This is a genomic window from Tateyamaria sp. (genome assembly GCF_039940735.1).
Taxonomy (GTDB): Bacteria; Pseudomonadota; Alphaproteobacteria; order Rhodobacterales; family Rhodobacteraceae; genus Tateyamaria.
This window is the reverse complement of record NZ_JBDVGB010000004.1, coordinates 56748-65453: the sequence shown is the minus strand read 5'-3', so window position 1 is coordinate 65453 and position 8706 is coordinate 56748. Positions and strand designations below refer to the sequence as shown.

At 54.7% G+C, this 8706-nt stretch carries 7 protein-coding genes; 3 read left to right on the top strand and 4 right to left on the bottom strand.

Annotated elements, in window-relative coordinates; translation table 11 throughout:
* A partial coding sequence (locus ABJF76_RS00935; protein WP_413822480.1) for a hypothetical protein occupies positions 1-1511 on the bottom strand: 1511 nt, incomplete at its 3' end.
* A gap of 154 nt (positions 1512-1665) precedes the next feature.
* A complete protein-coding gene (locus tag ABJF76_RS00930; RefSeq protein ID WP_413821608.1) occupies positions 1666-1758 on the bottom strand; it encodes a hypothetical protein in 93 nt (30 codons plus the stop codon).
* Positions 1759-2272: 514 nt separating this feature from the next.
* Here ABJF76_RS00930 and ABJF76_RS00925 point away from each other — a divergent pair.
* Complete coding sequence (locus ABJF76_RS00925; RefSeq protein WP_413821582.1) at positions 2273-3091, top strand: HAD-IIB family hydrolase; 819 nt, start codon at positions 2273-2275, stop codon at positions 3089-3091.
* Positions 3092-3104: 13 nt separating this feature from the next.
* Entirely contained in the window at positions 3105-4325 is a 1221-nt protein-coding gene (locus tag ABJF76_RS00920) for a glycosyl transferase (protein ID WP_413821581.1), read from the top strand.
* A gap of 17 nt (positions 4326-4342) precedes the next feature.
* Here the strand turns inward: ABJF76_RS00920 and ABJF76_RS00915 are convergent, their stop codons facing one another.
* Both ABJF76_RS00915 and ABJF76_RS00910 read right to left on the bottom strand, forming a co-directional pair.
* Positions 4343-6091 carry a sugar phosphorylase gene (locus ABJF76_RS00915; RefSeq protein ID WP_413821580.1) on the bottom strand — a complete coding sequence of 583 codons (1749 nt, stop codon included), beginning with the start codon at positions 6089-6091 and terminating at the stop codon, positions 4343-4345.
* 144 nt (positions 6092-6235) lie between these two features.
* Positions 6236-7324, bottom strand: a complete 1089-nt coding sequence (locus tag ABJF76_RS00910) for a PQQ-dependent sugar dehydrogenase (RefSeq protein ID WP_413821579.1) — start codon at positions 7322-7324, stop codon at positions 6236-6238.
* Positions 7325-7492: 168 nt separating this feature from the next.
* Here ABJF76_RS00910 and ABJF76_RS00905 point away from each other — a divergent pair, with 168 nt between their 5' ends.
* The gene (locus ABJF76_RS00905) at positions 7493-8680 is read left to right on the top strand and encodes an ABC transporter substrate-binding protein (RefSeq protein ID WP_413821578.1); all 1188 of its coding nucleotides are present in this window, start codon (positions 7493-7495) and stop codon (positions 8678-8680) included.
* Positions 8681-8706 lie beyond the last annotated feature (26 nt).

Below are 8706 nucleotides of genomic sequence, written 5' to 3'. Positions count from 1 at the left end.
TTGTTTTCGTTTCCTTGGTCGTCGGAGTCGTTTTCGTCGCCTTCGTCGCCTTCGTCGTTTGGCGTGGTATCTTCGTCGCCTTCGTCGCCTTCGTTATTTTCGTCGGCTTCGTCGCCTTCGTCTGACTCGTCACCTTCGTCGTTTTCGTTGGCTTCGTCGTCTTCGTCACCCTCGTCGTTTTCGTCGCCTTCGTCGCCTTCGTCGTTTTCGTCGTTTTCGTCGCCTTCGTTGCCTTCGTCGTCTTCGTCGAATTCGTTGGCTTCGTCGTTTTCGTTGCCTTCGTCGTTTTCGTCGTTTTCGTTGCCTTCGTCGTCTTCGTTGCCTTCGTCGCCTTCGTTGCCTTCGTTATTCAGGTCAGGCAGCACAGGCTCGTTGCCTTCGTCATCTTCGTCGCCCTGATTGTCTTCGTCGCCTTCGTTGTTTTCGTTGCCTTCGTCGCCTTCGTCGCCTTCGTTACCGGTAAAGGCACCTTCGTCGCCTTCGTCGCTTTCGTTGCCTTCGTTGCCTTCGTTGCCTTCGTTGCCTTCGTTGCCTTCGTTGCCTCCGGTTACGTCGGGGTCGGTAAGGAACTCGTCGCCTTCGTCGCCTTCGTTGTCTTCGTCGGCTTCGTTGGCTTCGTTACCTTCGTCGTTTTCGTCACCTTCGTTGTCTTCGTCGTTTTCGTCACCCTCGTCGGACTCGTCGCCTTCGTTGCCTTCGTCGTCTAGGTTAAAGAGCGATTCATCGCCTTCGTTGTCTTCGTCGCCTTCGTTGCCTTCGCCGCCTTCATCGCCTTCGTTGCCTTCGTTGTCTTCGTTGCCTTCGTTGTTTTCGTCACCTTCGTCGTCTTCGTTGCCATCGCCTGGGGCGTCGTCGTTGACCAAAACTTCGTCGCCTTCGTTGCCTTCGTTGCCTTCAGTGCCTTCGTCGCCTTCGTTGTTTTCGTCGGCTTCGTCGTCTTCGTTGTTTTCGTCGTCTTCGTCATTGGCTACGGTTTCTTCGTTGCCTTCAGCGCCTTCGTTGCCTTCGTCGCCTTCGTCATCGGAAAACTGGGGGCCGCCTTCGTTGCCTTCGTTGTTTTCGTCACCTTCGTCGTCTTCGTTGCCTTCGTCGCCTTCGTCGTCTTCGTCGCCTTCGTCGTTTTCGTTGTTTTCGTCGCCTTCGTCGTTTTCGTTTCCTTCGTCGCTTTCGTTGCCTTCGTTGCCTTCGTCGGCTTCGTCGTTTTCGTCGCCTTCGTTGCCTTCGTCCGCTTCGTTGCCTTCGTCGCCCTCGTCGTCTTCGTCGCCCTCGTCGCTTTCGTTGCCTTCGTCGGCTTCGTTGTTTTCGTCGCCTTCGTCGCCTTCATTGCCTGAGTTTTCGGACTGTTCTGGATCCGGGTCGGGCATCCCACCAACAATTGCGGTGGCTTCTTGGGGGGTCAGCGTCACGATGTCTTCGGATGCTTTGGAAGCGGTTTCAAAAGCTGCAATAGTCGAGCGTAAAAGGGACATAAGTGTCATGATATCAATTTCCAGTTCTATGTGTGTGTTCATGTCCTTGCCGGACACGGGGCAAATTCCATCGGGTGCAATGTACAAAATCCATGCAATATTCGCGTCCAATCGCGATTTTGGCAAGGATATAAAGAGATCAAATCACAACTTAGTGTTGCAGTAATCTGATCAACGGTCATGGTTCCGCATTCACTCAACCGTTTACGGAATCATCGCCATTGCCCGTCGTGATACTGTCGTTGCCGCCCCGTCCAGAAACTGTGTCATTGCCGCCACCGCCGTTGATGTGTCAGCCGATTCCGACCCACTTATAATTTCAGAGCCAGTTCCACCGTTGATGATCGCCATGGGACGTCCTTAAATATTTGCATGCGTTTGCAGCGTCGCGATGCGTCGTTATGAAAAAGCCGAGCAAGGATAAACCTTGGTGCACTAGGTTTTACAAAAGCGGCGCGAAAGTGGATCAATTTGGGTCCGCAAAAAACGACATCACCTCACCACAAAAAACGGACGTAAAATCAATATTTTATGGGTATGGCCATTAAGAAGATTCGACGCAACGCAAGTTAACATAATCCTAACCGTTACAGTGCCCTCGGCATGCAACGTGTTGGAATCTTTGTTCGATATTTTGGGTCGTGTTCCTAAGTGCATTCAAAACACACAGCCAAAACGCGAAATTCGTTAAGAGCCACCATGATGGACTGATATGATCCTTCAGGCTCCTCCACCTCAATGCCTTGTCTTGTATTTATCTGTGCCACAAAGCCTGCGACACAATTGCGGCCCAAGACGCCTTGATGTCATCGCTCGGTCTTGTCATCAACGGACTCATGAAATCTGCTTTGCCCCTTTTGGTTTTCAGCGATCTTGATGGAACTTTAATCGACCACCACAGCTATGCGTGGGGCCCTGCCGCCCCTGCCCTTGCGGCCCTGAAAAAGATCGGCGCGGGGGTTGTGCTGGCCAGTTCCAAGACGGCCGTTGAAATCGATACTTTACGCCGCGCGATGGGGCTGCAAGACTGGCCCGCGATTGTGGAAAATGGCGCGGGGTTGTTGGCGGCGCACACTGGCGTAGATGCCGAGACCGGTCGCTATACTGATCTGCGCGCGCTTTTAGACACCCTGCCGTCACAGCTGCGAAGCCAATATGTTGGCTTTGGCGATCTGAGTATCCAAACCGTTGCCGACTTGACTGGGTTAACACCGGATGCAGCGGCTATGGCCAAGCAGCGGGCATTTTCTGAACCTGGAACATGGCATGGCACCTTGGATGCAAAGCAAGCCTTCCTTGCGGCTTTGGCTGATCTAGGGGTGCAGGCCCAACAAGGCGGACGGTTCCTGACCTTGTCTTTTGGCGCAAGCAAGGCTGATCATGTGCACAAACTTGCAGCACAATTGCACCCCAAAACCACGCTTGCCCTCGGAGATGCCCCAAATGACATTAAAATGCTGGAAGCCTGCGATTTTGGGGTGGTCATTGCCAATCCAAATGCCGACCCTTTACCCAACTTAAAGGGCGAAGACGACGGGCGTATCATACGCACGACGGATGCAGGCCCACAGGGCTGGAACCGCGCTGTGCTACAGCTTTTGGAACGCCTTGACTTGATATAAAGGACCCATCGTCTTGGCCGATTTTCATCAGAACGGAAACATTGTCACGCTGCACAATCTACGCACGCGCACCGGGCCTCAATTGGCAGACGAATTGGCGGCATTTGCCCAAAGCCGCAAGATTTCGTTGATCCTGCCGTGCCTCTATTCCGAACTTGAGGGCGAAGCGATGCCCCACATCCTGTCCGAGCTGTCGCAGGTCAAATATCTGCACCGCATTATCATCGGCTTAGATCGCGCGGACGAAACGCAATTCCGCCATGCCAAGCAGTTCTTTAAAGGACTAAATCAGAACCATATCGTGATCTGGAACGACAGCCCGCGCATGCTGAAACTTGGTGCGCGCCTTGAGGCGATGGGCCTTGCCCCTTCCGAACAAGGCAAAGGCAAGAACGTGTGGTCGTCCCTTGGCTATCTGATCGCCTGTGCCGACAGCGCTGTGATGGCGATCCATGATTGCGATATTCTGACCTATGACAACGACATGCTGGCGCGCCTTGTCTATCCCGTCACAAACCCGAATTTCCCCTATCAAGTGGCCAAAGGATACTATCCGCGGATCGGCGGCGACAAGCTGAATGGCCGTGTCACCCGTCTGCTGGTCAGCCCGCTGCTGATTGCTTTGAAACGGGTCATCGGGGATCGTGATTACATCGATTACCTGCGCAGCTTTCGCTATCCGCTGTCGGGCGAATTTGCCATGCGCACGGCCATCCTTCCCGACCTGCGCATCCCATCCGATTGGGGGCTTGAAATCGGTGTGCTGTCCGAAGCTTGGCGCAACCTTGCGCCCAAAGCGGTCTGTCAGGTCGAGATTTCAGATGCCTATGATCACAAACATCAAGACCTTAGCCCCGATGATGCCGAAGCGGGCCTGTCGCGCATGTCCACAGACATCTGCAAAGCGATCTTTCGCAAGCTGGCGGCCGATGGCACAGTGTTCACGCCCAATGTGTTCCGCACCCTCAAGGCCACCTATTACCGCAGCGCGCTGGACCTGCTAGAGGCCTACTATAACGACGCAAAAATGAACGGCCTGTCCATCGACCGCCACAGCGAGGAAAAGTCGATCGAGCTGTTTGCCGAAAACATCGTACGCGCTGGGCATATCTTTATCGAAAACCCGCACGAGACACCGTTTATCCCCACATGGAACCGTGTCCATTCGGCTGACCCCGGCTTTTTGAACGATATGTTAGATGCGGCACGGGCCGATGATGTCGAATACGAATAACATTCTTTATCATGGCCTTACACGCGATTTGTGATCCAGCGACATTGATAAGGCGCAAGCGAAATGGTCGTGGCTGAGGTGTCTATTGCCTCACCGCTTAGCAGATCAACCCAATCTTCGTCGTCGATCATGCTCATCGCGTCCTGCGCTACCTCAATGGTGTTGCCTGACACATTATGCAGCGCAAAAATCGATTGATCGCGATCGAGGCTCTGACGCCAAATACCAAATACTTCATCTGGCAGGCTTATGGTGAACTGTGTCGCGTTGGGGTGAAAGGCCGATTGCTTGGCACGGATTTTCAACCGCTCTGACAGCGCCTTTAGCACTTTGGCGTTGGTGGTTTCGGGATCGTCCAGCAAAGCATTCAGCGTTGGATAATCCCAGTTGTGCCGATTGATGGCGCGGTTCATGCCGCGACGCGCCACCTGATCGTGATCATTTGGCGTGCCCAACATGGAATGGATGTAAAACGCCGGGATGCCCTCAAGAGACATTACGATGGTTTGCGAACAGATAAACCGCGCTAGGTGATGGTCGTCGCGCCCGGCAAAGGTCTGGCCTGTGGCCTCAAAAAAGGTGGTGTTGATTTCATAGGGGGCTTCGCCACCATCCGGCAGCGCGCGCATCGACACAAGGCCGCCAATGTCCTTGATTGTGTCGATCATGCGCGCCTGTTCTTCGGACGGCAGTATCCCTTCGGCGGGGCGCATGCCGATGCCGTCATGGCTGGCGGTAAAGTTCAGATATGCGCAGCCAAGTTGCGCCGGCGGCATGCCTTTCTGCCAGCGCTGTATGTACTTGGCCGACCCGGACATCATGGCATGAAGGATCAGCGGCGGAAGCGGAAAGTTATAGATGGCATGCGCTTCGTCGCGGTTGCCAAAGTAGCTAAGGTTTTCGGCCTTAGGCACATTCGTTTCAGTCAGCAAGATGATGGATTCATTTGCAAAATCGCACAAGACGCGCATCAATTGCACCACCGCATGGGTTTGCGGCAAATGGATCGATGGTGATCCGATCTCTTTCCACAGAAATGCCACAGCATCGAGCCGGATGATCTGCACTCCATTGTCCACGTGCAGGCGGATGATGCGCAGAAATTCCAGCAACACCTCGGGATTGCGGAAATCCACATCGATCTGATCGTGGCTAAAGGTGCACCACACATGGCGTTCGCCCATGCTGGTATCGACTTTTTGCAGCAAGGGCGTGGTGCGCGGTCGCACAACATTTGTCAGATCATCATCCGGCGATGCTTCAAAAAAGAACTGATCATAGGGCGCTTGGCCTTGCCGATAGGCGTTGAACCACGCGCCTTGGCTGGACACGTGGTTCAGCACCAAATCAGACATCAACGCAAATTCACCGGCGATGCGATTGATATCAGGCCAATCGCCCAATTGCGGGTTCACAGCCCGAAAATCCGACACCGCAAAGCCATCATCAGAGGTAAAAGGAAAGAACGGCAAAATATGCACGCCTTTCACCACACCCTTCATCCGGCGCAACAGAAAATCATGTAGTAAATCCAATGGCTTGTGCGCACCATCTACGATTGAGTTACCATAGGTGATCAGCAAGGCGTCTGCTTCTGTCCACAGGTTGTTACTGGGCGCTCGCCCGCGTTTACGCGGTTTTGTGTCGTCGGGCCAGAACGCCTCAACGATCTTGGATGACAAGATGTCAGCATCCAAATCGGGGTAAATCTTGTGCACAAGCGTATGGATGCGCTGGCCGAGGGTCTTTTTGGCGCTGGGCGGCATAAAGTCAGAATTCCAAAGCGTATTTTACCGGTTGCACCTAGCAAACAAAATTTGTGCACAGTTGCAAAGCCAAATTACATCAAAGGCGCTCAACACCATAAGACACCTTTGGACCTGCCGCTTTGTTAACCTTTTGGCGGGACTTTACCGAGATATGCGATAAACAGCGCCCGCCCCGACCGAGATGAACAAAATACTGCCATCTGTGTCTTCGACAATGTCACGCACGCGCAAAGTGTCATCGCTTTCGATTTGTTCGACTTCGCGCACAGAAGATCCGGACACATCAAGACGCGAGATATAGCTGAACTTGAGCGAACCGACGAACATGTCACCTTTCCATTGCGGGAACATATCGCCTTGATAGACCATCAAACCCGAGGGCGCGATGGAAGGGTCCCAATAATGCGCGGGTTGCTCCATACCGGATTTCGAAGACCCGAACCCAATCTTGGCCCCCGAATAATGCACGCCGTATGAAATCAACGGCCAGCCAAAATTCGCGCCCTTCTTGATTTGGTTCACTTCATCACCACCTCGCGCACCATGTTCTGATGTCCAAAGCGTGCCACGCGCGTCCAACCCAGCACCTTGCGGATTGCGGTGACCGTAGGACCAGATTTCGGGCAACACGTCGTCTTGGCCCACAAAAGGATTGTCGCGCGGAACCGTGCCATCGCGGTTCACACGCACGACTGATCCGTTGTGCAAAGCGCGGTCCTGTGCGGATGGGCGATCACCGCGATCACCAATCGTCACAAACAACGTGCCATCTCGTCCCTCAACCGCGCGGCTGCCAAAATGACGCCCGGTTTCGCCACCCGGTGCGCTGACAAACAAATCGCGCAAACCTTCAAGCCGCGTGCCGTCCGCGCTTAGCTCTGCTGCTGCGAGCGCTGTGCCCGACCCGCGCCCTTGTTTCTTAGCATAGGTCAGAAAAATCGTGCGGCTGGTCGCAAAATCACGTGCCGCGGTGATATCAAGCAACCCACCCTGCCCGGCAGCCACCACTTGCGGCGCGCCGCGCACCTGACGGGCCTTGCCGTCGACAACGCGCAACAACGCGCCGTCACGTTCCGTCACCAAAAGCGATCCATCTGGCAGCGGCGCTACGGCCCACGGCTGATCCAATCCGGTGACGACAGACGACACCGTTACAGATCCGTTTTGTGTTTCCAAAGCAGCAGCGGGGCTGGCGGCGATAGCAAGGCTAAGAATCAATGCGCGTGTCATAGCGTCCTCCGAACGGCGAAACCTAAAGTGTCGCTTAACATATGGCCCGGTCTTTGTGCTTTTACAGGCCACTCGCCCATCCGTGATCAATTTAAGCCACTTTTCTTTTTTCCGGACCATGTCTAACGTCCATCCTTAGGACGAAAGATCCAATAAGGGAGACTACAAATGAAAAAACTAATGATGGCCACAGCGGCCACAGCACTGATGGCGGGTGCCGCCACTGCAGAAGACATCAAAATCGGCGTCATCTTGGGCTTTACCGGCCCAATTGAATCGCTGACGCCTTCGATGGCCGACGCCGCCGAACTGGCCATGAAAGAAGTTACAGACAGTGGTTTGCTGCTGGATGGCTCCAGCGTTAGCTCTGTGCGCGCAGATTCCACATGCATCGATGCGGGTGCTGCGACAGCGGCTGCCGAACGTCTGATCACGGCTGACGGTGTCAGCGGCATCATGGGCGCGGACTGTTCTGGTGTGACAGGCGCAATCCTGAACAACGTCGCAGTTGCCAACGGTGTTGTCATGGTTTCGCCTTCGGCGACGTCGCCGGGCCTGAGCCACGCTGAGAACGAAGACAACGGCCTGTTCTTCCGCACGGCACCGTCAGATGCGCGCCAAGGCGTTGTGATGACTGACGTGTTGCTCGAAGAAGGCATCAAAGAAGTCGCCGTCACCTATACCAACAACGACTACGGCAAAGGGTTGGCCGATGCATTCCAAGCCGCATTCGAAGCGGCGGGCGGATCTGTCACGATCAACGCAGCACACGAAGATGGTAAGGCAGACTACTCTGCCGAAGTCGGCGCGTTGGCATCAGCTGGTGGCGATCGTTTGGTTGTCGCAGGCTACGTGGACCAAGGCGGTTCGGGCATCGTGCGCGCGGCCATCGATTCAGGCGCTTTTGATACGTTCCACTTCCCAGACGGCATGATCGGCGCCAAGCTGGAAGAGAACTTTGGTTCTGAAATCGACGGCTCAACCGGCCAGCACCCCGGGACGGACAGCGAAGGTGCGGCAGTGTTTGCCGAAATGGTCGGCGATGCCTTTGACGCCACATCACCTTTCACACCTGAAAGCTATGATGCGACGGCTTTGATCTTGCTGGCCATGCAGGCCGCCGGATCCAAGGATAGCAACGACTACAAAGCCAAGGTCATGGACGTAGCCAACGCGCCCGGCGAACAGATCTTTCCAGGCCAGCTGGCAAAAGCGTTGCAGATCATCAAAGACGGCGGCGATATTGATTATGTCGGAGCCACAGCGGTCGAGCTGATCGGTTCTGGTGAATCGGCGGGCAACTACCGTCAAATCATCGTCGAAGACGGCACGATCAACACGGCCAAGTACCGCTAAGCTGGTATAGGTTTCATCGAACAGCC

Bases quoted from the DNA above. Each gene is read 5' to 3' on its own strand.
- ABJF76_RS00925 (WP_413821582.1), top strand. From the start codon at position 2,273: ATGTCATCGCTCGGTCTTGTCATCAACGGACTCATGAAATCTGCTTTG.
- ABJF76_RS00915 (WP_413821580.1), bottom strand. From the start codon at position 6,091: ATGCCGCCCAGCGCCAAAAAGACCCTCGGCCAGCGCATCCATACGCTT.
- ABJF76_RS00910 (WP_413821579.1), bottom strand. From the start codon at position 7,324: ATGACACGCGCATTGATTCTTAGCCTTGCTATCGCCGCCAGCCCCGCT.
- ABJF76_RS00905 (WP_413821578.1), top strand. From the start codon at position 7,493: ATGAAAAAACTAATGATGGCCACAGCGGCCACAGCACTGATGGCGGGT.